Genomic DNA, 22474 nt, shown 5'->3' with positions numbered 1-22474 from the left:
CCTTCAGTGTGTTGCGGGAGTGTTCTGCGGGTCGCAATCGTAACCCGTAATGGTGAGCGAGAAGCCCGCCATGCTGGGCATCTTGCGCGGCCGGGCCAGGAGCCTCATTTGACCCACGTTCAGGTCGCGCAGAATCTGGGCGCCGATCCCGTAAGTGCGCAGGCCGAAGCGGTCGGCGTTGGCGGAATTGGCCTGGGCCTTCGGGTCGTTCCAGCCTGCAATCTGGCCAAACAGGTGTTCCGTGGAAGACTGGCAGTTCATCAGCACCAGCACGCCGGCCGGGGCGGCGGCGATGGCCTCGAGCGCCTGGGCCACGCCCCAGCTATGCGGACTTGCGCCGGTATCCAGCACATCCAGCACGGACGCGGGCTCGTGCACGCGCACCAGCGTCTCGGCGTCGGGAGTCACATTACCATGCACCAGCGCCAAGTGGGCGGAGCCGGTGGCGGCGTCTTCGTAGGCCACGGCCTCGAATGTGCCCCAGGCCGTCTGCATGGTGCGCTTGCCCACGCGCTTGACGATGGACTCGTGCTCGCTGCGGTACTGGATCAGGTCGGCGATGGTGCCGATCTTCAGGCCGTGCTGGCGCGCGAATTCGACCAGGTCCGGCAGGCGGGCCATGGTGCCGTCGGGCTTGAGGATTTCGCAGATCACGGCGGCAGGCGTCAGGCCCGCCATGGCGGTCAGGTCGCAGCCGGCCTCGGTGTGGCCGGCGCGCACCAGCACGCCGCCGGGCACGGCGCGCACCGGGAAGATGTGGCCGGGCTGGACCAGATCGGCCGGCTTGGCGTCGCGCGCCACCGCCACCTGGATGGTGCGGGCGCGGTCGGCGGCCGAGATGCCGGTCTCGACGCCCACGGCGGCTTCGATCGATTGCGTGAAATTGGTGCCATAACGCGTGCCGTTGCGGGCGGCCATCATGGGCAGCTCGAGCTGGCGGCAGCGTTCTTCGGTCAGGGTCAGGCACACCAGGCCGCGGCCGTGGGTGACCATGAAGTTGATGGCTTCGGGCGTGACGAATTCGGCGGCCATGACGAGGTCGCCCTCGTTTTCGCGGTCTTCTTCGTCAACCAGGATGACGATGCGGCCGGCGCGCAGCTCGGCGATGATCTCGGCAACCGAAGCGATGCCGAAGGATTCCGGCTCGGAGCCGGGCAGGGAGGACAACTGGACGGACATGGCGTGACGCGTAAACCAGGCGGGAAAGCCCGGATTTTACCGCCCCTGCGGGCCGAACCCCTATTCGTGTCTGGACGGCCCGTCCGGATGGGGCCGTCCGGTTAAACTTTCGCCCGGAGATCCCCCCAGAAAAACGAAGGAAAAACCTCATGCAAGCCCTTGCGGCCATGCCTTTGAACGTCGCGGCAGCCGTCCGCGTCGTCCTGACCGACATCGACGACACGCTGACCACCGAAGGCCGCCTGCCGGCCGACGCGTACGCCGCGCTTGAACGCCTGGAACAGGCCGGCATCCAGGTCGTGCCCATCACCGGCCGCCCCGCCGGCTGGTGCGACCACATCGCGCGCATGTGGCCCGTGCGCGCCGTGGTCGGCGAGAACGGCGCGTTCTACTACGCCTACGACCGCAAGGCCCGCCGCATGACCACGCATTACTGGACCGACGCAGCCTCGCGCCAGGAAAGCCGCAAGCGGCTGGACGCCATCCGCGACCGCGTCCTGGCCGAGGTGCCCGGCAGCGCCGTCGCCAGCGACCAGGACTATCGCGTGGCTGACCTGGCCATCGATTTCTGCGAAGACGTCCCCGCCCTGCCCGACGCCGCCATCAGCCGCATCGTCCAGATCTTCCAGGACGCGGGCGCGCAGGCCAAGGTCAGCTCCATCCACGTCAATGGCTGGTTCGGCGACTACGACAAGCTCACGATGACGCGCACCATGTTCCAGCGCGAGTTCGGCCAGGACGTGGCGGGCGCGCTGGACAGCACGCTGTTCATTGGCGATTCGCCCAACGACGAGCCGATGTTCGCCTACTTCCCGATCTCGGTCGGCGTGGCCAACATCCAGGCCCAGTTGCATCGCCTGACGCACCGCCCCGCCTTCGTGGCCGCCTTCCATGGCGGCGGCGGTTTCGTCGAAATGGCCGACCGGCTGCTTGCCGCGCGCCGGCCCTCCCAAGTCCAGCCGGCCTGAGGTCAGCACACCGTGGCAACTTCCAAGACCGCGGCGCCCGCCAATGACGGCCGCCGCAGCATCCAGTCCATCGAAGTGGGCGTGCCGCTGCTGGCCGCCCTGGTCGACGCCGGCAAGCCCCTGACCCTGCGCGACCTCGCGGCGGGCGCGGGCATGACTTCCGCCAAGGCGCATCCTTATCTGGTCAGCTTCATCCGCGTCGGACTGGTGCAGCAGGACGCCACCACCGGCCAGTACGAACTGGGCCCCTTCGCCCTGCAGATGGGGCTGGTCAGCCTGCAACGCCTGGATCCCGTGCGGGTGGCCATGCCCGAGATCGCCAAGCTGCAATCCGAGATCGGCCACACGCTGGGCATCGCGGTGCTGGGCTCGCACGGCCCCACCATGATCCACATGACCGAAGCCAGCTATCCGGTCCACGTGAACATGCGCAAGGGCACGGTGATGTCCATGCTGCACACCGCCACCGGGTTGGTGTTCGCGGCCTGGCTGCCCCCGAAGGTCAGCGAACACTACATCGCGCGTGAGGAAGGCGACACCGCCGTCATCGCCAGCGTGCCGCCCCCGCGCAAGGCCTCGCGCGCCAACATCGACGCGCAATTGGCGGACATCCGCGTGCACGGCATGGCCCGCGCGCTGGGCAATCCGCTGCCGGGCGTGGACGCGCTGTCCGTGCCGGTCTTCGACAACACGGGGAGCATCGTGCTGGCGCTGACCAGCCTGGGCCCCACGGGCCTGTTCGACGTGTCGTGGGACGGCGCGATCGCGCGGCCGTTGCTGGCCTGCGCGCAGGAAATCTCCCGCAAATTGGGCTTCCGCGGCTGAGTGCGCTTTCGCGCAAAAACGAAAACAAAGCGAACAAAACGAACAAAAGACGAAAAGAAAGGCAGGGACTTTCCCGAGTGTGCCGTCCCCGGTTGTGTGTTTGAATTCAGCAAACATTCAATTAATACCCATACGAGGAGACACACGATGCAAGCCTTGCGTCTTATGCAGGCGGCCGCGCTGGCCGCATTCGCTTTTGGAGCGTCCGCCGCCCAGGCCGCCGACACCTGCTCCAACCGCGGCGACCTGGACCAGATGTACTGCGACTCGAACAAGGACCTGGTGGCCGACACGCCGACCGATCCGTCCAAGCTCAAGACGCCTTCCACGCTGGTGTTCACGTACACGCCCGTGGAAGACCCGGCCGTGTACGAAGACATCTTCAAGCCCTTCACCAAGCACCTGTCCGAGTGCACGGGCAAGCGCGTCGTGTTCTATCAAGTGCAGAGCAATGCGGCTGAAATCGAAGCCATGCGCTCGGGCCGCCTGCACGTCGGCGGTTTCTCGACCGGCCCCACCGCCTTCGCCGTGAACATCGCGGGCGCCGTGCCGTTCGCGGTCAAGGGCTACGCCGACGGCTTCCAGGGCTACAACCTGATCGTCATCGTCAAGAAGGACAGCCCCTACCAGAAGCTGACCGACCTGAAGGGCAAGAAGCTCGCGCACACCGCGCCCTCGTCGAACTCCGGCCACATGGCGCCTGTTGCCCTGTTCCCCAAGGAAGGCCTGACGCCCGACAAGGACTACAAGGTCATCTTCTCGGGCAAGCACGACCAATCGGTCATGGGCGTGAACTCCGGCGACTACGACGCCGCGGCCGTGGCATCCGACGTCTTCAAGCGCATGGTCGAACGCGGCCAGGTCAAGGAAGCCGATTTCCGCATCATCTACACCAGCGAGAAATTCCCGACCTCGTCGTTCGCCTACGCGCACGACCTGGAGCCGAAGTTCCGCGACCAGATGCTCAAGTGCTTCTACGACTACCGCTTCCCGCCGGAGATGTCCAAGGCCTTTGACAACGCCGACCGCTTCTATCCGGTGACCTACCAGAAGGACTGGGCCATCGTCCGCCAGGTCGCCGAGTCCGGTGGCGAAAGCTTCAACCGCGCGGCCTACGACCGCGAATCCGCCAAGAGCAAGAAGTAATCCAGCATGACGACGTCGCTACGCATTTCCGGCCTGGTCAAGGAATACCGGGCCGGCCGGCCGGTACTGAACGGCATTGACCTGCAGATCGCCGGACAGGGGCTCACCGCCATCATCGGGCCGTCGGGCACCGGTAAAAGCACGCTCCTGCGCTGCATCAACCGGCTGATCGAACCCACCAAGGGCGAGATCATCCTGCAGTCCGACGACGGCACCGTCGATCTGGCGCAAGTGCGCGGCGCATCGCTGCGCCGCGCGCGCCGCCGCATCGGCATGGTGTTCCAGGAATACAACCTGGTCGAACGCCTGACGGTGATGGAAAACCTGCTGACCGGCCGGCTGGGCTATACCTCGGCCATGAAGGCCTGGATGCGCCGCTTCGAGCCCGAGGACATCGAGCACGCCTACAAGCTGCTCGATACCGTGGGCCTTGCCGGATTTGCCGACCAGCGCGCCGATGCGCTGTCGGGCGGCCAGCGCCAACGCGTGGGCATCGCCCGCGCGCTGATGCAGCGCCCGCAGGTGCTGCTGGCCGACGAGCCGACGTCGTCGCTCGACCCCAAGACCTCCGTCGAGATCATGGAGCTGCTGTCCGCGCAGGGCAGCGCCACGGGCATCCCCGTCATCGTCAACATCCACGACGTCGAACTGGCCCGCCGCTATGCCACGCGCATCGTCGGCATGTCGGGCGGCCACGTGGTCTATGACGGCAACGGGCAGGGCCTGGACGCCACCATGCTCAAGACCATCTACGGAGGCGAGTCTTGGCTGGAATGACGCAACCCCGGGGCGCCATCCGCCCCTTCGCCATGTCCGGACGCGCCAAGCTGGGCTTGCTGCTGCTGGTGCTCTACACGGTCTATGCGGCCACGCAGCTCGACTTCAGCTGGTCGCGTTTCGAGGCCGGCATGGGGCACGCCTCGACGTTCCTCGCGCGCATGTTCCCGCCCAATTTCGAGAAGCCCGCCACCTTGTGGAAGGGCATCGCGGAAAGTCTTGAAATCGCGGTCCTGGCCTCAATGCTGGGCATCTTTCTTGCCCTGCCCGTGGGCCTTTTGGGCGCACGCAACCTGATGCCCGCGTGGATCTCGTGGCCCGCGCGGTCGATCGTCGCGTTGTGCCGTGCGCTGCACCCGGTCATCGTCGCCATCCTGTTCGTCAAGGCCGTGGGCTTTGGCGCGCTGGCAGGCATCCTGGCGCTGACCGTCGCGTCCATCGGCTTCATCGGCAAGCTCTTCACCGAGGCTATCGAAGAAATCTCGCTCAAGCAGGTCGAGGCCGTGCGCGCCACCGGCGCGTCGTTCTCCAACGTCATCGTCTTTGGCGTGCTGCCGCAGGTGTTCGCGCGTTTCATCGGCTTTGCCACCTACCAGTTCGACTCCAACCTGCGCAACTCCACCATGGTGGGGATCGTGGGCGCGGGCGGCGTGGGCGGCACGCTGTTCTCGGCCTTTCAGCGCTTCGACTACGACTTCGTCAGCGCCATCCTGCTGACCCTGATCGCCATCATCATGCTGGGTGAAATTCTGGCCAGCTTCGTGCGGGCCGTGTTCCTGGACAACCTGGGTTTCGACCGCATCCTGCAAAGCCGCTTCGCTGGCGCCCGCGGTCTGGGCAGCAGCAGGCCGGCGGCCGCGCGCAAGGCTGAGGTGGAAGAATGAACGCCCACGTCTCCCCCTTGAACCCCGCCGGCCAGCCGCGTGTCTGGCAACGCTACAGCATGGGCCAGCGCCTGCTGCGCTTTGCGCTGTACCTGCTGCTGGTGGCAGCCGTCGTGCAAGCGATCCGCGGCGTGGAGATCATTCCGGAGTTCCTGTATGACGCGCCGGAGCAGATGGCCGATCTCTTTCGCCGGATGTGGCCGATCGACTGGGCCTACTACCCGGATGGCGTGCACGCGGCGCTGATCGAAACGCTGCACATCGCCACGCTTGGCACCATCCTGTCGGTGTTCATGGCCGTGCCGGTGGGCCTGCTGGCGGCCAACAACCTCACGCCCAGCAAGACCATCAACATGCTGGCCCGCCTGATCCTGGTGTCCAGCCGGTCGGTCAATTCGCTGGTCTGGGCGCTGCTGTTCATCGCCATCTTCGGACCGGGCGCACTGGCCGGCACGCTGGCCATCGCCTTCCGCTCGATCGGCTTTGTCGGCAAGCTGGTCGGCGAAGCCATCGAAGAAGCGCAGCGCGGCCCCATCGAAGCCGTCACGGCCACGGGCGCCAGCAAGGCATCGGTGATCTGGTATGCCTACTGGCCGCAGATCCGCCCGGCGTTCTGGTCCATCGTGCTGCTGCGCTGGGACATCAACGTGCGCGAATCCGCGGTGCTGGGCCTGGTGGGCGCCGGCGGCATCGGCATGGCGCTGGACACCGCGCTGAACCTGTTCCAGTGGGACCGCGTTGCCCTGGTGCTGGCCGCCATCTTCGTGGTCGTTGTCCTGGCCGAAGTCATCATCACGCAGGCGCGCAAACGCATCCTGTAGCCTGCTTTACGCTTGTCGGTTTCCCCTGACAGCGCTCCTTCGCCGCCCCCTGTGGGGCGGCGTTTTCTATTGGCGGGTTCCTTTCTGTTCGCAAGCAACGCAAAAGCGCGTCAACGTCCTTGATCAGCCGCCTTGTTTTTGCGGCGCGATCACGTCTATCCTCCATGTGAACAAAATATGACCGGTCATCAAATCGCACCCGCGCCTTGATTAAGATCTCGGCTTTTGCCGTCGGACACCCGCTGCCATGTCGGAACAGGAATTGAAACTGCACGTGCCCACGGCTTCGCGCCAGGCCGTGTTGCGTGAAGTCAAGCAGCGCGAGGCCACGCGCCTTCGCCTGCATGCCATGTATTTCGACACGCCAGAGCGTGAGCTTGCGCGGGCGCGCATCGCCATCCGGCTGCGCCAGGAAGGGCCCGACTGGGTGCAGACGCTGAAGATGCCCGGCGCCGACGCGATCTCGCGCATCGAGATGAACCACCCTCGTCCCGGTCCGGTGCTTGACCTGTCGGTCTATGCCGGCACCGAGGTCGAAGGCCCGCTGTCTTCAATCAAGGGCGAACTGGGCCTGCGCTACGAAACCGACGTGCAGCGCCTCTTGCGCAAGATCCGCACGCGCCACGGCACGGTGGAGCTGGCCTACGACACCGGCATCCTGCGCGCGGGCGCGCTCGAGCTGCCGATCTCCGAACTGGAATTCGAACTGGTGTCGGGGCGCCCCGCCGCCATCTTCGCCGCCGCGCGCGGCTGGCAGCAGCGGCATGCGCTGATCCTGGATCCGCGTAGCAAGTCAGAACGCGGCGACGCCCTGGCCCAGCTTGCGCAGCGCCTGGCCGAGGTGGACGCCGCCGCCGGCGATGATCACGAAGCGCGGCGTGCGCAGGCCATCGCCCAGTTCTGGGCGCCGCGCGGCGCCGCCGCCGTGAAGCTGCGCAACGACATGACACCGTTCCAGGCAATGGGCGCGATTGCGGCCGAATGCCTGGATCAGATCTGCCGCAATGCCGCGGTGCTGGCCGAAGTCGACACCGAAGGCGTGTACCGCGCAGGCAATTCCGAACACGTGCATCAATTGCGCGTGGGCGTGCGCCGGCTGCGGTCGGCCTGGAAGCTGTTCGATGGCTGGATCGCGCCGGTGCCCGGTTCCCTGCTGCAAGGCGTGCGCACCCACTTTGCGGCGTTCGGCGCCAACCGCGACCAGGACGTGCTGAACGAAACTGTCGCCCCCGCGCTGCTGCGCGCCGGCATGCCCGTGATCCCCATGGAAGCCGCGCCGCCCGAGGCGGACGCGCAGACCATTGCGGGCGGCCAGCCGTTTCAGGCCTGGCTGCTGGAACTGCTGGAATGGTCGCTCGACGTGCCGGCGGTCCAGCCGGAAGCGGACGGCCAGACGATCGCCAACGGCACGCCCAGCGACGCCGCGCCCGAACCTGCCATCCGGTTGGAAGGCGGCGTGGCCGGTCCCGTCGTCAAGCCCACCATCATCCCGATGCTGACGCCGGAGCCGCAGCCGCAGCGTCTGCACAAGCTCCTGGCCCGCCGCCTGCACCGTTGGCACGGCAAGGTGGCCGACCAAGGCACGCACTTCGCCTCGCTGGACATCCCCACCCGCCACGAGCTGCGCAAGCGCGGCAAACGCCTGCGCTACGGTCTGTCTTTCGCCGAATCGCTGCTGCCCGCCAGCAAGCTGCGCGGCTATCGCAAGCTGCTGTCCCGCGTGCAGGACGTCTTGGGCGAAATCAACGACCTGGCGATGGCCAAGGACTACTACCAGTCGTGTACGGCCACGCATCCGCAGGCGTGGTTTGCGCTGGGCTGGATCAGCGCGCGCCTGGACGAACTGGTCATCGAGGCGCAGCAGGCCTTCGATGACTTGGCGCGCAGCAAGCCATTCTGGAAGTGACACGCATCGCGCGCCGGCCTCGTGGCTGACGCGCAAACGACTGCGGGACGGCGCTTGCGCGTCGTCCCGCCAGGGGCCTTCAGAGGGGCGTTTCAGCCTGCCGAATGAACGGCTTCAATCCGCCAGCAATGCCGCCGCGAACTCGTCCGCCACGAAGGGCTGCAGGTCTTCCAGGCTTTCGCCCACCCCGATCCAGTACACCGGCACCGGACGCACGCCCTGGCTGCCGGCGGCAACCGCAGCCAACGTACCGCCCTTGGCCGTGCCGTCCAGCTTGGTCACGACCAGACCGGTCAGGTTGATGGCAGCGTCAAACGCGCGGATCTGCGCCAGCGCATTCTGACCCGTGTTGCCATCCACCACCAGCAGCACCTCATGCGGCGCGGACGCATCCGCCTTGCCGATGACGCGGCGGATCTTCTTCAGTTCTTCCATCAGGTGCAGCTGCGTGGGCAGGCGGCCGGCGGTATCCACCATCACCACGCCCATGCCGCGTGCGCGGCCGGCATTGACCGAGTCGAACGCCACCGCGGCCGGATCGCCGCCGTCCTGCGAAATCACGCTGACGTTGTTGCGGCTGCCCCATTCCACCAGTTGCTCGCGCGCGGCGGCGCGGAAGGTGTCGCCGGCGGCCAGCAGCACGCTGGCGCCCTGGCGCTGGAACGTATGCGCCAGCTTGCCGATGGAAGTCGTCTTGCCCGCGCCGTTGACACCGGCAATCATCACCACCAGCGGTTGCGTGCGCTTCAGGTCGAACGCGCGCTCCAGCGGGCGCAGGTGATCGGCCAGCAACTGGCGCAGGGCCGTCTTCACCTCGGCCGGGTCCTCGATGCGTTCCTTCTTGACGCGCGCGCGCAGCGCGGTCAGGAGCTTCTCGGTGGCCTCAAGGCCGGCATCGGCCATAATGAGGGCCGATTCGAGTTCCTCGAACAGGTTCTCGTCGACCTTAACGCCGACGAAGATGCCGCCAATGCTCTGACCGGTGCGCGACAGGCCCTGCTTCAGGCGCGACAGCCACGAGGCTTTCTTGGGCGCCTCGGCGGGTGCGGGTTCCGGGACGGCTGCAACGACGGGTGCGGGTGCTGCGACAGGGGCAGGCGTGGAAACTGGCGCAGGCGCTGATACCGGCAGAGGCGCAGGCGATGATACCGGCGCAGGCGCCGGGACCACGGGTGCGGGCGCGATGACGGGTGCAGGCGGCTGCGGTGCGCGGAATGGCTCAACCGCTGGCACGGCGGAAGCGGCTGCTGCAGGCGCCGCGACCGGTGCGGAAGCCGGCGCGGTGCGCGTGAGGGACGGCGCGGCCGGTGCCGGGAACGGCGCAGGCTGCGCGGGCGTCGCCACTGGCGCAGGAGCGGCTGAGACGGACGGCGCTGGCACAGCCGGAGCCGGCGGCGCCGCGGGCGGGGTCACCGGCGGGGTTACCTCCGGGGTCACAGGCGGGGTCACAGGCACCGTCACAGGCGCGCTGACCGGCGCGGCGACCGGCGCCGCAGGTTCCGACCGAAGCGCCGGCGAAGACGACGCCGGCGACGGGCTGGACGGGGCAGAAGACGGCTCCGCGGGCGCGATTGGCGCGTCGGCAACCTCCGGCGGCGACGCGGGCTGAGCCGGCGTGGCGGGCGGAGGGGATTTTTTCTTGAAGAAGCGGCTAAACATGGGTAACAAGTATATTCGTATCGTCGGGGGCCAATACAGGCGCACCCCCATCGCCGTGCCCGACGTGGAGACGCTGCGTCCCACGCCCGACCGGGTCCGCGAGACGCTGTTCAACTGGCTTACGCACCTGTGGGGCGGCGAGTTCGCCGACAAGCAGGTGCTGGATCTGTTTGCCGGCAGCGGCGCCCTGGGCTTCGAGGCGGCCTCGCGCGGCGTGGCGCATGTGCAGATGGTCGAGCGGGACAAGACCGCCGCGTCCGCGCTGCGGACACTGCGCGACAAGCTCAAAGCCGACATGATACGCATCCATGTGGGCGATGCGATGCAGGTCGCCGAACGGATGGATGCCTCGCGGTTCGACCTCATCCTGCTGGATCCGCCCTTCGGACAGGGCTGGCTGCCGCGCCTGTGGCCGATCCTGCCGGGCATTTTGACCGATCACGGGCTAGTCTATGTCGAGGCGGAATCCGCCATCGAAGCCCCCGAAGGATTCCAGATTCTGCGGCAGGACAAGGCCGGCGCGGTCCACTTCCATCTTTTGGAATTTGCTGCGATGCGCAAATCGATCAATAATCCGGCTTCGGAGGATGGTGTAGACCACTAATAACGGTACGGAGCTCGCATGATCATCGCTGTTTATCCCGGCACTTTCGACCCGCTGACCAGGGGCCACGAGGACCTGGTTCGCCGTGCAGCCACGCTTTTCGACAAAGTCGTGGTGGGGATCGCCACTAGCCGCAACAAGAAGCCCTTCTTCAGCATCGACGAGCGCGTGGACATCGCACGCGAAGTGCTGGGGCACTATCCCAACGTGGAAGTGCAAAGCTTCGGCGGCCTGTTGAAGGATTTTGTTCGCGAACAGAATGGGCGCGTCATCGTGCGCGGGCTGCGCGCCGTGTCCGACTTCGAATACGAATTCCAGATGGCCGGCATGAACCGCCATCTGCTGCCCGACGTCGAGACGCTGTTCATGACGCCGTCCGACCAGTACCAGTTCATCTCGGGCACCATCGTCCGTGAAATCGCGCAACTGGGCGGCGACGTCAGCAAGTTTGTGTTCCCCTCCGTCGAGCGCTGGCTCCAGGAAAAGGCCAAGGAACGCCGCGAACAGTCCTGGCCGGGCTGAGGCGCCCCGCCCGCACCATCCCCAACGGGGCGCGAAGGCGCCCTTTTCGCGCTTTCCGGGCCCCGGCCGCCCGGCGCTACAATGGCCGGGCCCCTCGCCTTTCCGTAGCCCATCATGGCCCTGACCATCACCGAAGAATGTATCAATTGCGACGTTTGCGAGCCCCAGTGCCCGAACGAAGCGATTTCCATGGGCGAGGACTACTACGTCATCGACCCCGACCGGTGCACGGAATGCGTCGGCCACCACGACGAGCCTCAGTGCAAGGTGGTCTGTCCGGTGGAATGCATCGAACTGCACCCGCAATGGAATGAAGGCCAGGAGCAACTCATGGCCAAGTATCGACGCCTGACCGGTGCCGCATGAGCGACACGGCGCCGCCAAGCATCAACCTTTCCCCCTCCCCACACCACGCCCGACGCGACCTCTCCGCGTCCGCGGTCGCTGCGGGGCTGGTCGCCGTCCTGGTCAGTTTCGGCGGCACCGCCGTGCTGATGGTGCAGGCGGGCCACGCAGCCGGCCTGGACGCGGCGCGCATCGGCTCATGGATCGGCTCGCTGAGCCTCGTCCTGGGCCTGGGCGGCGCGTTCTACAGCCTGCGCACGGGCCTGCCCGTGGTCATGGCGTGGTCCACGCCCGGCGCGGCGCTGCTGGTCACCGCGCTGGCCGGCGTTCCCTTCAATGAAGCCGTGGGCGCCTTCGTGCTGGCAGCCGGCCTGACGCTCGCGTGCGGACTGTTCGGCTGGATTGATCCCATCCTGCGCCGCATTCCCGGCGAGGTCGCCGCCGCCATGCTGGCTGGCGTGCTGCTCAATTTCGGCATGGGCATTTTCAGCAACATCAACAAGCAGCCCGCGCTGGTGCTGGCCATGTGCGCCGCCTACCTGCTGTGCCGCCGCTGGGCGCCGCGCTACGCCGTGCTGGTGGTGATGGCCGTGGCAGTGGCCATGGCGGCCGCAATGGGCCTCATGCAGGTCGACCAGCTGGACTGGCGCCTGACCGAATTCGTATGGACGACGCCCGCCTTCAGCGCGCAGGCGGCGGTCAGCCTGGGCATTCCCCTCTTTGTCGTCGCCATGGCCTCGCAAAACCTGCCGGGCCTGGCCATTCTGCAGGCCGCCGGCTACCGGCCGCCGGCCTCGCGCCTCGTGGCCGCCACGGGCCTGCTGGGCCTTCTGGCCGCCCCCTTCGGCGCGCACAGCGTCACCATGGGCGCGATCAGCGCGGCCATCTGCACGGGGCCCGAAGCGCATTCCGATCCGGGCAAGCGCTACATCGCCGCCGCCACTTACGGGGTCAGCTACGTCGCGCTCAGCATCGTTGCGGGCGCGGTCGCCGTCTTCTTCCAGGCGCTACCTGCCGCCCTGCTGGCTGCGTTGGCCGGCCTGGCGCTGCTGGGCACCATCATGGGCGGCATGGCCGCTGCCATGGCCAACCCGCAACGACGCGAGGCCGCGCTTATCACGTTGCTGGCGACGGCCTCGGGATTCAGTTTCTGGGGAATTGGTTCGGCCTTCTGGGGCCTGGCGGCGGGCCTCGTGGCCCACACCGCCTTCGAGTACAAGCGCACCCGCGCGGGCGCTTGAAAACCGGCGCTGGCCGCCTTCAGGCCGGCCAGTTGGTCACGGGTGTGTCCGGGTGGACCTTCATGATGCGGCAAGGCACCTGCACGAAGTTCGAAATCCAGGCCGCGGCCAGCTCGCCTTCGTCGACGACGTCGATGGTCTGCTCGCCCACCAGCATGCTGTAGCGCACGCTGTCGTCGTCTTCGATCACGTCCAGCGGAATATCCATGCGCAGCATGCCCGGCGCCTTCAACACCAGGTAGCCCAGGCGCAGTTCCACCGACACGTCGGCCAGCCTGGGGCATAGTTCGCGGTTCAGCCACTGCCCGGAATCATTGGCGACCAGCCACTGGCGATGGTAGGCGGCGGCCTGCGCCTGCGTCGTCACGCCGCATTCGGCGATGGGCTGGAATTGGTCGTCGCTCATTTGCCCAACAGTCCCTTCAAGGCCTTGTCCACCGCGGCGCCGCTCTTGCCCTTGCCGGAGACCGCTTCCTTGAGCTTGTTCTCCAGGCTGCGCTTCAGGATGCCGCCGATGGCGTCCTTCCAGAGCAGCGTATACGAGGGGTTGTCGAACGAACCTTTGAAATGGACGGGAATGGTCACGTCCTTCAGGTCGATCAGTTCCTTGCCGTCGGGATTGGCCGCCGGGTTGATGACACGCGCGCGCGCCACCAGATCCAGCTCGCTCTTGACGAAGTCGATGGTGGCCGGATCGCCCTGCGTGACGCGCAACAGCGGCGACACGAAGCTCAGGCGTTTGACCGTCGCCACGCCCTTGGCGATGGCCAGGTCCGCATCCATTTCGGAGAACTGCGTCTGCTTGCTGGTGTCGGCAGCCACGGTCTCGTTCTGCGCTTCCGGCGAGAACCGGGCCTTCAGGTCGCGCAGCGTCTGCGTCAGGTCGATGCCCTTGACCGCGCCATCGCGCAGGCGCACTTGCAACGCGCCCGCCAGCCCGCTCTTCATGGCATAGACGTTGGCGCCCCCGGTTTTCAGGTCCAGCATCAGATTGCCCGTGCCGCTCAACACGTTCCGTTTGGCCAGGTCCATCAGCAGCGGCTCGATGGCGATATCGGCCAGCGTCATCTTGGTCGCGATCTGATTGCCCTGCGCCGCGTCCACCGACAGGGCACCGGCCAGCTTGCCGCCGTAAAGCCCTGCCGCCAGGTTGGAGATGTCGAGCTTGCCCTTGTCCAGCTTGACCGCCGCCGACACTTCGTCGGCCTTCAGGCCGCGCACGACCAGCTTGCCCACTTTCAGCGTGCCGTTCACGCTGGGACCCACCAGCGCGGACAGGTTGATCGTGTCGTCGGGGGGCGCGGCCGGTGCGGGCGCCGGCGCAGGCTTGCTGTCGTCTTTCTTGCCGTCCGCAGGCGGCTTGGGCGGCGCGGCCAAGACCGGCGGCACCAGCTTGTCCAGGTCCAGCGTGTCCACGGCCAGCGCAAACTTCATCTGCGGCGTGTCAGACAGTTTGGTGATGTCGGCGCTCAGGTCGAACTTGCCGCCTTCCAGCACCGCGTTGATCTTGCTGGTGGCCTGGTCCTTGAGCAGGTCCACCGTCAGGCTGCCGATCACCGGGATCTGGAGGCTGCCCTTGGGCAGGCCCGGATCGGTGATGTTCACGTCGCCACGCAGCGCCGACATGGCGCCGCTGCGCATCAAGAGATTCAGGCTGAGCGGCGACGCAAAATTCAGCTTCACCACCCGTTCGCCCTTCTTGGACGTGCTGTCCAGCTTGGCTTCCTTGATGTCCAGTTCGCCGGCGTTGCCGCTGATGCCGTTCAGGCCGAAGCTGGCGTCCAGGCCGCTGATGCGCACGCGGCCGGTCAGGGCCTCGCCGGTGGCGGAGGCGGGCGAAATATTGAGCGCCGGCGCATCGACCGCCAGTTCAAACGGACCATCGGCCACGCCGCCCTTGGCGCGCACGGCCAGTTTTTCGATCTGGAGCTGGCTCTTGTGCGGATCGATCGCCAATTTGGGAATTGCCACGCTGGCTTCCACATTGGTCGCCTTGGCCGAAGGTTCGGTCACGTCGCCCTGGAACAGGAGTTCCAGCCCAGCCACGTCCAGTGCGGACTTCTGCCCATTGAAGGCCAGGTTGCCGCGCATCACGAGGCTCTTGGCCTCCGCGCCGGGCAACTTGCCGTCCATGCGCAAATCAAGCTTTTGCGCGGCATAGCGCTTGGCCGAGGGGTCCAGCGTCAGCAACGCCTGGCCGGTCAGGTTGGCGTCGACGCGCGGATAGCCGCCTTCGACCCGGGCCGACATCCGCACATCGAAAGGCTGGTTGAACGTGACGCGGCCGGTATTGGCGTTGATACGGGTCACCGCGACCGCCATGCCGGTGATCGCGTCCTGCATCTGCACTTCGCCGTCCTTCAGATCCAGGCCGGCAATGTCGATCTGCATGTTGTTGCGCGGCGTCGACACGGGACCGCCGGTAATCGCCTGCGCGGCGGTCTGGGCCGCGCCCACCAGGGCCTCGGCCGGATTGCCGGGGGCATCGGTGACAGGCGGCGTGCCGCCCACCAGATTGCTGAAATTGAACTGGCCCTGCTTGTCGCGCACCACGCGCGCCTTCAGGCCGCTGATGGCAACGTGGTCCACGACGAAGCTGTTGGACAGCAGCGGCCAGACGGCCACGGCCAGCCGCGTGCTTTCGATGGAGGCAAAGGTGTCCGTGCTATTGGGTTCGGACAGGGACACGCCCTGCACCGACAGGCCGATCCGCGGGAAGAGCGAAAGCTCGATCTCGCCTTCGATCGTCAACGTGCGCTGATAGCGTTCCTGGACAAGCTCTTCCAGCTTGTACTTGTACGCGTTGGGGTCGAATGTCAGCAAGAAGATGGCCAGGCCGACGACGGCCACGACAACCAACACTACCAGGCCTATCAAAATGCGCTTGAACCACGTTTTCATTGCTGCCCCGTCGGTACCTCGACTGGAAATCCTTGATGCCGACCTCCGCGCCAAGCGCGGGGGAAGGTGCGTTGCCGGCGCAAGTCCGCCGGCCTATTGAACTGTCTGCATTCCAGGGCTTGCCACGAAGGGCTTGCCTTTCAGGACGTGTCCTCGCGCCTGCCGAGCCTGCGGCATGGGCGCCAAAGGAAGGTGCTACCGAGGAAGGCCTGCTGAAGACGCCGGTAACCCAGCGTGCAGATAACCGCTATCGTAACAAATCAGGCCGGTCAGCGGGATCGGCCAAGCTGACGGCTTCCTGTCGGGCGGATTGTAGGACTAGAATGATTGATCGATCAATTATTGATGCGTCCAACAATGACCGCCCCCGCCCCCACTTCTCCACACTCGCCCGGCCAGATCCTGCCCTTCCGGCAAACCCTGCTGGCCATGCTGGGCATGTGCTTCGTGATGATGCTGGTCGCCATCGACCAGACCGTGGTGGGCACCGCGCTGCCCACCATTGTGGCGGAGCTGCGGGGCTTCGAACTCTACGCATGGGTCGCGACGTCGTTTCTCCTCACCTCCGTCATCACCGTGCCCATCTTCGGCAGGCTGGGCGACTACTACGGACGCAAACCCTTCGTCGTGGCCGCCATCGTGCTGTTCACGCTGGCCTCGGTCCTGTGCGGCGCGGCTGACACGATGCTCGAACTGGTGCTGGCGCGGGCACTGCAAGGCATTGGCGGCGGCATGCTGGTCGGCACGGCCTTCGCCTGTATCCCGGATCTCTTCCCCGATCCCCACGTGCGCCTGCGCTGGCAGGTGATGCTCAGCGCCGCCTTCGGCATCGCCAACGCCGTCGGCCCCACGCTAGGCGGCGCCCTGACGGAACATTACGGCTGGCGCTCCGTCTTCTACGTCAACCTGCCCATCGGCATCCTGGGCCTGTGGTTCGTTGCCCGCTACCTGCCGCACCTGCGCAACCAAAGCCCCGGCAAGGTCCGGCTGGACTGGCAGGGCGCGCTGCTGATTGCCGTGGCGCTAGGGACCATGCAGCTGCTCGTGGAACTCCTGCCCAAGGACGGCTTCACCCCCTCCCTCGTGATGCTTGGGGCCGGCAGCATCGCCGCCTTCGCCGCCCTGATCTGGTGGGAGCGCCGCTGCCCGCATCCCCTTCTGCCCCTGGACATGTTCCGCAACCGCGGCCTGGCCACGCTCTTCACCCTGGCCCTGCTGGTCGGCGTGACGATGTATTCCCTGCTGTTCTACGCCCCCCTGCTCCTGCAGGGCGGCTTCGGGCTGTCGCCCCAGCAGGCGGGCCTGCTCATCACGCCCATGGTGGTCTTTATCACCGTCGGCAGCATCGTCAACGGCCGCATCATCACCCGCATCCGCAACCCCAACCGCATGCTGTACGCCGGCTTCATCCTCATGGCGTTCTCGTGCCTGGGCATCGTTACCACCCACAGCTACACGTCGCACCTGCTGATCGGCGCCTACATGCTGATGGCCGGGCTGGGCATGGGCTTCATCATGCCCAACCTCACCGTCTTCGCCCAACAGACCGCCGGCCGCAGCCACCTGGGCATCGCCACGGCGCTGCTGCAATCCCTGCGCATGATCGGCGGCATGCTGGGCACCGCGGTTGTCGGCACGATGGTCAGCCACAGCTACTTCAACGGCGTGGAATCCACGCTGCGCGGCGCGTCCGCCCAATGGCTTCCCAAACTCAACGACCCGCAGATGCTGGTCAACCCCGCGGCCCAGACCGAGTTCCTGGCACAATTGGCCCATCAAGGCCAGGACGGAACGTCGCTCATCGAAATCGCGCGCATCGCGCTGGTGGGCGCCATCCACGAAGGGCAACTCATCGCCCTCGCCGTCGCCGTCTTCGCAATCTGGTGCGTGCGGCGCGTGCCCCTGGTGCAACTGGTCCGGCCATCCAAACCGGAGCCCGCCGGCGTCGGAGAGTAGCTTTTGCCCAAACAACAACAAGGCCTGCAAGTCATCCAGCACATGGGCCAAACCTACCGCGTCATGCAAAGCGCCTTCAGCAGCAAGGTAGGCCACGCGCTGCCGCGCTGGCGGATTCTGCTGGCGCTGCATGAAAACGGACAATGTTCGCAAAAGCATCTGGCCGAGCGCTGCCGGCTGGATCCGGCGTCATTGACGCGGCAATTGCAGGCGATGCAAAAGCTGGGATGGATTTCGCGGGCGGTGGATGCCGACGACAACCGGCTGACGAATGCGACGCTGACGGCTGAAGGGCAGGCGGTGGTGAATGAGGCGCTGCCGAAACGGGCGCAGTTTTTTGAGGAGTCGCTTAAAGGGTTGTCCGCGGCGGATGTGGATACGCTGAATCGGGTGTTGAGCGTGTTGGAAGAGAATTTTGTCAGGGCGGCGGGGGATCGGGGCGGTTAAGAGCCGCGAGTCGCCCCTCACCCACGGCGCTTTCCCACGCGCGACGAATTCGCCGGGGCGCGCCCCGGCCGCAACTTCCAGCGGTGCGCATTGGCCAGCAACTGTGACTGAACGTCCGGCGGGTAGTCAGCGACGGTAGTGAAAGCGGGCGCCGGCTTTCCCGGCTGGCCTGCCTCACGAATCACGCGCGGCCAACGCGGGCGCCAGCACAGAAGCAAAGAAGCCCAATGCGCTAAGCCAATAATGACGAAGGCGGGAGAGATCAGCACGCAACCCAACCACGTCAACGGGCCGCTATTGCGCAGAAACGGACCTAGCGCCTCGAACTGCGCCGTGAAGGCANATGACGAAGGCGGGAGAGATCAGCACGCAACCCAACCACGTCAACGGGCCGCTATTGCGCAGAAACGGACCTAGCGCCTCGAACTGCGCCGTGAAGGCTGGCCAGGGCAAAGGCAGCTGCGAGCTGATGCGCGGCTTCTCGACCGCTTGCAGACCACCCTCGTCCATGTACCGGCGGATGAATTCCCATTCAGACTGTAGGTCGGATAGACGGCTGCTTTGCCTTCCGATGAACACGATGGTCGGAAACGGCAATGTTGTGCTGTCACCGGGATACCAACCCATCATCAAATTCAATCCGGCGATTTCGTCCGTGTGAACCCCCTCCCAAGGCATTACCAGAACGCCACCGCAACTTGCCGGTCGATGCAAGAAGACTTGGCGCGTGATTCGATTGAAGCGGATAAGGATGTGCCGAGAAGTCAACGCTTCAAGGCGGGTTAACTGGAGAGCGTACTTACAGTAGAGCCAAAGAAGGATGGCGGTACCCAGCGTCGTTAGCAACGAGAGAAGGATAGCGCCAAAGCTCCAGGTGGCACTCGGCTCGCCTCCTCCAAACAAGAACCATAAAACGGGCGCATCGAAGTCAACCCAAGTCCCAATGAGAAAGCACAGGAAAATCAATGAGCAAAGCGTTAGAAGGCCGCGCTTGTCTTCCATGCCACCACATCGCATTTCGAGGAATATGTCGTTACACGCATAGACCGGCCCCATTGTTGATGCGCGCTGGAAACGCTTTGCGGCTTGCCGTGCACGATCCTCTGCAACGCTATCCTCGTATGCGGGCTGGACGGTCGGGTACACCTGATTTCCATCCTCTTTCAGGTTCTTCTTGAACCATGCATCAGATTTGACGCAGCTGAGCCAAGCGATCCATTCAGCGACGTACATCAGATCCTCGCTCTCGTTTCTCAGGCACGCTAGCCGGCCGCAAATCCCAGCGGTGAGCGTTGGCCAGTAACTGTGCCTGAACGTCCGGCGGATAGTCGGCGACGGTTGTGAGTGCGGGCACCGGCTTTCCCGGCTGACCCGCCTCACAAATGATGCGCGGCCAACGCGGCCGCCAGCACAGCAGCAAAGAGGCCCAATGCGATAGGCCGACAATGACGAAGGCCGGTGAAATTAGCAGACAACCGAACCACGTCAGCGGACCACTATTGCGCAAGAACGGGCCTAACGCCTCGAATTGAGCGGTGAAGGCTGGCCCGGGCAAAGGAAGCTGCGAACTGAGGCGGAGCTTTTCTACCGCTTGCAATCCGCCTTCGTCCATGGTCCTATCCTCCCCGCCATGCTGTCCTATCCAGGCATCCGATTTCAGACACCCCTGCCATAGCAACCATTCCGAAACGTACATTACAGAATCTCCACCAAAGCGCTATGAAGCGCTCCTAACTCGGCAGGAGCATCTTCGTTATTTCTAGCCCATGAAACTTTCGGACAATGAAAACGGTTCGCGTAGGTTATCCCTGCGCGCTCAGTGAGAACTTTGAACATCCGATGGGCGGTGGCGATGGGCGAGCGAACTGTCCTGCAGCCAAGGCGACAACCACCGCGGGCCGCAATTGATAAGCCAGAGCAAGCGTGTTGAGAGTGTTGGGGGGGATTTTTAAAATGGCGGCGCGTAGGAGCGGCGAGTCGCCCTCACCCGCCGCGCTTTCCCACCCGCGACGAATTCACAGGGGCGCGCCCCGGCCGCAACTTCCAGCGGTGCGCATTGGCCAGCAACTGTGACTGAACGTCCGGCGGGTAGTCAGTGACGGTAGTGAAAGCGGGCGCCGGCTTTCCCGGCTGGCCTGCCTCACGAATAGCGCGCGGCCAACGGGGCCGCCAGCACAGAAGCAAAGAAGCCCAATGCGCTAAGCCAACAATGACGAAGGCGGGAGAGATCAGCACGCAACCCAACCACGTCAACGGGCCGCTATTGCGCAGAAACGGACCTAGCGCCTCGAACTGCGCCGTGAAGGNATGACGAAGGCGGGAGAGATCAGCACGCAACCCAACCACGTCAACGGGCCGCTATTGCGCAGAAACGGACCTAGCGCCTCGAACTGCGCCGTGAAGGCAGGCCAGGGCAAAGGCAGCTGCGAGCTGATGCGCGGCTTCTCGACAGCTTGCAGACCGCCCTCGTCCATGTACCGGCGGATGAATTCCCATTCGGACTGCAGGTCGGACAGACGGCTGCTTTGCCTTCCGATGAACGCGATGGTCGGAAAAGGCAAGTCCGTGCTATCTCCGGGGTACCAACCCATCACCAGCCTCAATCCAGGTATTTCCTCTGTATGCACACCCTCCCAAGGCAGAACCAGAATCCCCCCGCAGCTCGCCGGCCGATGAAGAAAGACTTGACGGGTGATCCGGTTGAAGCGGATCAGAAGGTGCCGTGATGTGAGCATTTCAAGGCGCGTGAAGCGAAATGCATACTTGAAGTAAAGCCATAGCGCCCCCCCCATCATGCCGGTCAATAGCACAAAAAAGAACAGATCCCCGATATAGATTTCTCTGCTATATACGATGCCAGAACCGGATATGACTGCCCACATAATTCGCCCGGCAGTATCAATCCACACGCCAACCGCGAAGTACACGAAGATTAAGGTGACTAGCGATATCAATCCTCGCTTATCTTCCAATCCGCCGCAGCGCATTTCGAGGTACGTGTCATTGCATGTGTAGATGGGTCCCTGCGATTTGGCGCATGCGAATCGCTTCGCAGCTTGGCGCGCACGATCTTCTATTACGCTGTCCTCGTAGGCCGGCTGCACTATGGGTATCGGTGAACTTCCATGCTCTTCCAAGTTCTTCTTCAGCCACGAATCCGACTTCAAACATCCCAACCAGGCAATCCATTCGGCGACGTACATCAAATGATCTCCGTAAGGGCTCCGTACAGCGCCCCCAATTCCTTTTCCACGTCAGCGAATGACGCTTCTGTCCTGAACTTCGGCGCGCGATAAATGGTCCGCTTGCACCATTTCTCAAGCGCATCGATGTCAAAAATCGCAATAACTACCGATACAGCGGCTGTGATCAACGTTCCGCGCAGCAGCACTCGCCTCAAGAAAAGCATCACAGCTTTCCTGGCAAGAGCACCCGAAATTTTGACGAAGATGTCGAAGAGGAAGTGAAATCTGCTCTCCACTGCTCGTTCGGCCAGGATTTTCAGCATCGGGCCGGCTGCTGCGATAGCCAGACCGGCTTGACTCGCAGTCAACGCCATGGCAACGGCGAGACGAACGCTATACGCCCCTACAAGGATCGCCTCCTTGTCCTTGATCGCTGACGTTAAATCTTCAAATTCGTAAGCGATAAGGACAACGCTCCCCGCCGTCGCCAACGCCCCACCCCACAGCCGCAGCCTCCCCAAGAACACCGTGGCCCCGACCCCGGTCATGCTTCCGGCGTTGAAGTGCCTCAACACCAGCTCCGTCCCGCAGGCCAGCATTTCGATCCCCGCCGCGCCGGCGGTCAGCACGGCGGCCGCCAGCTCGGCTCTCTGCCTGTCGTCCTGAGGCANTTGAAGTGCCTCAACACCAGCTCCGTCCCGCAGGCCAGCATTTCGATCCCCGCCGCGCCGGCGGTCAGCACGGCGGCCGCCAGCTCGGCTCTCTGCCTGTCGTCCTGAGGCAGGCTGTGCATTCTTAATCCGAGCAGTCCGGCCTCAAGCAAGAGCAGCCACCCGCTGGCCCTTACCTTGTAGAACTCGCTGGAGCGCGCATCCACCAGCTCCGTCGCGAAGGCGAATTGGACGTTCTGCTTGATCTGGCCTCGCATGACCGTCCGGTCCGCACTGTGACCGATGGCCTGCAGGTCCTCTAGCCTGAGGTTGACGGCGCGCTCGCCGATGCTGGCGGCGAGCCAGCTGCGGGTGGCCCTGTGGACGAACCATTCGTTGCCTTGCGAGGCGTGGCGCAAGGTCTGGCGGCCCAGGCTGGCGTACCAGGCCAGGACTCC

General features: G+C 65.1%; 18 protein-coding genes. 13 read left to right on the top strand and 5 right to left on the bottom strand.

The features are described 5' to 3' along the window. Positions 1-3: 3 nt before the first annotated feature. Positions 4-1179, bottom strand: coding sequence for a bifunctional 3,4-dihydroxy-2-butanone-4-phosphate synthase/GTP cyclohydrolase II (ribBA, locus tag ASD87_RS19720; RefSeq protein WP_056325432.1), 1176 nt, complete (start codon positions 1177-1179; stop codon positions 4-6). A 149-nt stretch (positions 1180-1328) separates the two neighbouring features. On the opposite strand from ribBA, the gene ASD87_RS19715 reads away from it, so the two are divergent. From ASD87_RS19715 to ASD87_RS19685, 7 genes are all read left to right on the top strand, one after another. Continuing rightward, on the top strand, positions 1329-2147 hold the full coding sequence (locus ASD87_RS19715) for an HAD-IIB family hydrolase (protein WP_056325430.1): 819 nt from the start codon (positions 1329-1331) through the stop codon (positions 2145-2147). A 12-nt stretch (positions 2148-2159) separates the two neighbouring features. Then, complete coding sequence (locus ASD87_RS19710; protein WP_056325427.1) at positions 2160-2972, top strand: IclR family transcriptional regulator; 813 nt, start codon at positions 2160-2162, stop codon at positions 2970-2972. Positions 2973-3119: 147 nt separating this feature from the next. Beyond that, complete coding sequence (gene phnD / locus ASD87_RS19705) at positions 3120-4118, top strand: phosphate/phosphite/phosphonate ABC transporter substrate-binding protein (protein WP_056325424.1); 999 nt, start codon at positions 3120-3122, stop codon at positions 4116-4118. A gap of 6 nt (positions 4119-4124) precedes the next feature. Beyond that, positions 4125-4895, top strand: a complete 771-nt coding sequence (gene phnC / locus ASD87_RS19700) for a phosphonate ABC transporter ATP-binding protein (RefSeq protein WP_056325421.1) — start codon at positions 4125-4127, stop codon at positions 4893-4895. After that, on the top strand, positions 4892-5779 hold the full coding sequence (phnE, locus tag ASD87_RS19695; protein WP_056325418.1) for a phosphonate ABC transporter, permease protein PhnE: 888 nt from the start codon (positions 4892-4894) through the stop codon (positions 5777-5779). The genes phnC and phnE (ASD87_RS19695) overlap by 4 nt, the downstream gene beginning before the upstream one ends. Next, positions 5776-6600, top strand: coding sequence for a phosphonate ABC transporter, permease protein PhnE (gene phnE / locus ASD87_RS19690; RefSeq protein WP_056325416.1), 825 nt, complete (start codon positions 5776-5778; stop codon positions 6598-6600). The genes phnE (ASD87_RS19695) and phnE (ASD87_RS19690) overlap by 4 nt, the downstream gene beginning before the upstream one ends. A 247-nt stretch (positions 6601-6847) precedes the next feature. Beyond that, a complete protein-coding gene (locus ASD87_RS19685; protein WP_056325414.1) occupies positions 6848-8506 on the top strand; it encodes a CYTH and CHAD domain-containing protein in 1659 nt (552 codons plus the stop codon). Positions 8507-8620: 114 nt separating this feature from the next. Here the strand turns inward: ASD87_RS19685 and ftsY are convergent, their stop codons facing one another. Further along, a complete protein-coding gene (gene ftsY, locus ASD87_RS19680) occupies positions 8621-9886 on the bottom strand; it encodes a signal recognition particle-docking protein FtsY (protein WP_056325412.1) in 1266 nt (421 codons plus the stop codon). A gap of 277 nt (positions 9887-10163) precedes the next feature. On the opposite strand from ftsY, the gene rsmD reads away from it, so the two are divergent. The 4 genes from rsmD to ASD87_RS19660 all read left to right on the top strand — a co-directional run bounded on the left by rsmD (position 10164) and on the right by ASD87_RS19660 (position 12877). Beyond that, on the top strand, positions 10164-10769 hold the full coding sequence (gene rsmD / locus ASD87_RS19675) for a 16S rRNA (guanine(966)-N(2))-methyltransferase RsmD (RefSeq protein WP_056325409.1): 606 nt from the start codon (positions 10164-10166) through the stop codon (positions 10767-10769). An 18-nt stretch (positions 10770-10787) separates the two neighbouring features. Next, positions 10788-11291, top strand: coding sequence for a pantetheine-phosphate adenylyltransferase (coaD, locus tag ASD87_RS19670; protein WP_056325406.1), 504 nt, complete (start codon positions 10788-10790; stop codon positions 11289-11291). Between the two features lie 114 nt (positions 11292-11405). After that, a complete protein-coding gene (locus ASD87_RS19665; RefSeq protein WP_042795127.1) occupies positions 11406-11657 on the top strand; it encodes a YfhL family 4Fe-4S dicluster ferredoxin in 252 nt (83 codons plus the stop codon). Continuing rightward, positions 11654-12877 (top strand): benzoate/H(+) symporter BenE family transporter, encoded by a 1224-nt coding sequence (locus ASD87_RS19660; protein WP_056325404.1) that lies wholly within the window; start codon positions 11654-11656, stop codon positions 12875-12877. The genes ASD87_RS19665 and ASD87_RS19660 overlap by 4 nt, the downstream gene beginning before the upstream one ends. A gap of 19 nt (positions 12878-12896) precedes the next feature. On the opposite strand, the gene ASD87_RS19655 is transcribed toward ASD87_RS19660, so the two are convergent. Together ASD87_RS19655 and ASD87_RS19650 are read right to left on the bottom strand one after the other, a co-directional pair. Further along, positions 12897-13283: an MOSC N-terminal beta barrel domain-containing protein gene (locus ASD87_RS19655; RefSeq protein ID WP_056325402.1), complete on the bottom strand. Its 387-nt coding sequence runs from the start codon at positions 13281-13283 to the stop codon at positions 12897-12899. Beyond that, positions 13280-15778 carry an AsmA family protein gene (locus ASD87_RS19650; RefSeq protein ID WP_056325399.1) on the bottom strand — a complete coding sequence of 833 codons (2499 nt, stop codon included), beginning with the start codon at positions 15776-15778 and terminating at the stop codon, positions 13280-13282. The genes ASD87_RS19655 and ASD87_RS19650 overlap by 4 nt, the downstream gene beginning before the upstream one ends. A 357-nt stretch (positions 15779-16135) precedes the next feature. Here ASD87_RS19650 and ASD87_RS19645 point away from each other — a divergent pair, with 357 nt between their 5' ends. Further along, positions 16136-17734, top strand: coding sequence for an MDR family MFS transporter (locus tag ASD87_RS19645; protein ID WP_056325397.1), 1599 nt, complete (start codon positions 16136-16138; stop codon positions 17732-17734). 3 nt (positions 17735-17737) lie between these two features. Then, on the top strand, positions 17738-18181 hold the full coding sequence (locus tag ASD87_RS19640; protein ID WP_056325394.1) for a MarR family winged helix-turn-helix transcriptional regulator: 444 nt from the start codon (positions 17738-17740) through the stop codon (positions 18179-18181). Positions 18182-19400: 1219 nt separating this feature from the next. Here ASD87_RS19640 and ASD87_RS26995 read toward each other — a convergent pair. Then, positions 19401-19793: a hypothetical protein gene (locus ASD87_RS26995; protein WP_156403472.1), complete on the bottom strand. Its 393-nt coding sequence runs from the start codon at positions 19791-19793 to the stop codon at positions 19401-19403. Positions 19794-22474: the final 2681 nt, after the last annotated feature.

It is taken from the genome of Achromobacter sp. Root170 (assembly GCF_001428165.1).
Classification (GTDB): Bacteria; Pseudomonadota; Gammaproteobacteria; order Burkholderiales; family Burkholderiaceae_B; genus Achromobacter; species Achromobacter mucicolens.
Note: the sequence above shows the minus strand (reverse complement) of the source record. Positions and strands in the feature narration are given on the sequence as shown.

What these genes read in the sequence shown, in the direction of transcription:
- phnC (WP_056325421.1), top strand. Translation starts at nt 4,125, where the DNA reads ATGACGACGTCGCTACGCATTTCCGGCCTGGTCAAGGAATACCGGGCC.
- ASD87_RS19685 (WP_056325414.1), top strand. Translation starts at nt 6,848, where the DNA reads ATGTCGGAACAGGAATTGAAACTGCACGTGCCCACGGCTTCGCGCCAG.
- ASD87_RS19665 (WP_042795127.1), top strand. Translation starts at nt 11,406, where the DNA reads ATGGCCCTGACCATCACCGAAGAATGTATCAATTGCGACGTTTGCGAG.
- ASD87_RS19655 (WP_056325402.1), bottom strand. Translation starts at nt 13,283, where the DNA reads ATGAGCGACGACCAATTCCAGCCCATCGCCGAATGCGGCGTGACGACG.
- ribBA (WP_056325432.1), bottom strand. Translation starts at nt 1,179, where the DNA reads ATGTCCGTCCAGTTGTCCTCCCTGCCCGGCTCCGAGCCGGAATCCTTC.
- phnE (WP_056325418.1), top strand. Translation starts at nt 4,892, where the DNA reads ATGACGCAACCCCGGGGCGCCATCCGCCCCTTCGCCATGTCCGGACGC.
- ASD87_RS19715 (WP_056325430.1), top strand. Translation starts at nt 1,329, where the DNA reads ATGCAAGCCCTTGCGGCCATGCCTTTGAACGTCGCGGCAGCCGTCCGC.
- ASD87_RS19645 (WP_056325397.1), top strand. Translation starts at nt 16,136, where the DNA reads ATGACCGCCCCCGCCCCCACTTCTCCACACTCGCCCGGCCAGATCCTG.
- rsmD (WP_056325409.1), top strand. Translation starts at nt 10,164, where the DNA reads ATGGGTAACAAGTATATTCGTATCGTCGGGGGCCAATACAGGCGCACC.
- ASD87_RS19650 (WP_056325399.1), bottom strand. Translation starts at nt 15,778, where the DNA reads ATGAAAACGTGGTTCAAGCGCATTTTGATAGGCCTGGTAGTGTTGGTT.
- phnE (WP_056325416.1), top strand. Translation starts at nt 5,776, where the DNA reads ATGAACGCCCACGTCTCCCCCTTGAACCCCGCCGGCCAGCCGCGTGTC.
- phnD (WP_056325424.1), top strand. Translation starts at nt 3,120, where the DNA reads ATGCAAGCCTTGCGTCTTATGCAGGCGGCCGCGCTGGCCGCATTCGCT.
- coaD (WP_056325406.1), top strand. Translation starts at nt 10,788, where the DNA reads ATGATCATCGCTGTTTATCCCGGCACTTTCGACCCGCTGACCAGGGGC.
- ASD87_RS19660 (WP_056325404.1), top strand. Translation starts at nt 11,654, where the DNA reads ATGAGCGACACGGCGCCGCCAAGCATCAACCTTTCCCCCTCCCCACAC.
- ASD87_RS26995 (WP_156403472.1), bottom strand. Translation starts at nt 19,793, where the DNA reads ATGGACGAAGGCGGATTGCAAGCGGTAGAAAAGCTCCGCCTCAGTTCG.